Here is a 1,475-nt window from a genome sequence, read left to right as displayed (position 1 = left end):
CTCGCTCGGCGAGCACTCCGTCCGCCAGAACGCCTAGCAGTTTGTCCCCGGACAACAGCGGTGGACGCCCGTCGACCCGGCCACGGGCCCGGGCGGCTTCCAAGCCGGCGTGAGTGCGTTCGGAGATGTGGTGTGTCCCGGGTTCTACGGAGTCGGAATTTTTGGATTCTGGTGGCGAACACCGGGAGGAAGAGATGGGACGACAAGGCTATTCGGCTGAGTTCAGGCGCAAGGTCCTCGACTTGCTCGCGGCGGGGCGCAGCGTAGCTGCTGTCGCGTACGACCTTGATCTCAGTGACCAGACGATCTACAACTGGCGCCGGCAGGACCGGATTGACCGGGGCGAGGCATCTGGACTGAGTAGTGCTGAGAAAGGTGAACTCGCGAAAGCGAACAAGCGGATCCGCGAGCTTGAGACAGAGCTAGCCGTCGCCCACCGAGCCGTCGAGTTATTGAAGGAGGAGACCGCCCCGAAAGTCGGTACGCGGCGGTCGAAGTGATCGCCTCTGAAGGGCGTCCCGTACAGGTCGCCTGCCGGGTCCTGGGTGTATCCGAGGCCGGGTTCTACGAACACCGAAAGCGGCCACCGTCCGAGCGCGGCGTTCGGCACGTGATGCTCACTAATCTCATCAGCCAGATCCACCTCGAGTCCCGCGGTACCTACGGCGATCGGCGCGTGCACGCCTAGCTGACCCTTGGCAGAGGCGTCGAGGTTGGCCACAACCAGGTCGAGCTACTGATGCGCCGAGCTGAACTAAAGGGCATCTCGGGGCGCCGCAAGTTCAAGCGCATCAGAGCGGTCGACATCTCCACCGACCTGGTCAAGCGAGACTTCGCACGCCAGGGCCCGAACCAACTATGGGTCACCGACATTACGGAGCACCCGACTCGCGAAGGCAAGGTGTACTGCTGTGTGATCCTGGACGCCTACTCCCGGCGAGTCGTCGGCCGGTCGATCGATTCCTCACCGACGGCAGCGTTGGTGACGAACGAAATCTCGCGAACTCGACCGCTCCCCGAACTGCTCGCACGTTCGTCCGGTCTCGCACTGGCAACTCGGCACCTCAGAACTCGGCACTTCATCAGCAGGCGCGGTGGGCGCGACTGGTGGAGCTGCTCGGTCTGAGGCTGTGCGCGATTCCGTTGCCCCCTGTGTGGGCGTGGTCGGAGACATTCCGAAAGCCGACCTTCTTGCCCCACACGGGCATATCGCCGTCTGGCGGGTTCGCCTGCGACAGATAGGCAACAGCGTGCCACAGGATCTCGTTTTCTTGCCCCTAAGAGTGGAGTCCACTGTGGCCGTCACGCGGCAACGATTCTCGGCGGCTCGCGGCATCGTCCGGCCTCGAAACCAGCGACTTTCCATGACCAAGGTCATTGCGGCGTTCCTTGCGGTGCCAATGTCTCGGTGACGCGAACACTCAGTTCCGGCTTGTCGTCGCCTTCGGTGTGAGTGAACGTCCCAAGATGGGACC

The 1,475-nt window shown here is 63.2% G+C and carries 1 protein-coding gene; it reads left to right on the top strand.

Features of this window, described 5'->3' with window-relative positions:
• The first annotated feature begins 161 nt into the window (after positions 1-161).
• A complete protein-coding gene (locus G6027_RS05420; protein WP_206682469.1) occupies positions 162-500 on the top strand; it encodes a transposase in 339 nt (112 codons plus the stop codon).
• Positions 501-1,475: the final 975 nt, after the last annotated feature.

It is taken from the genome of Dietzia sp. SLG310A2-38A2 (assembly GCF_014145095.1).
Classification (GTDB): Bacteria; Actinomycetota; Actinomycetes; order Mycobacteriales; family Mycobacteriaceae; genus Dietzia.
This window is presented reverse-complemented; position numbering and strand designations above follow the sequence as displayed.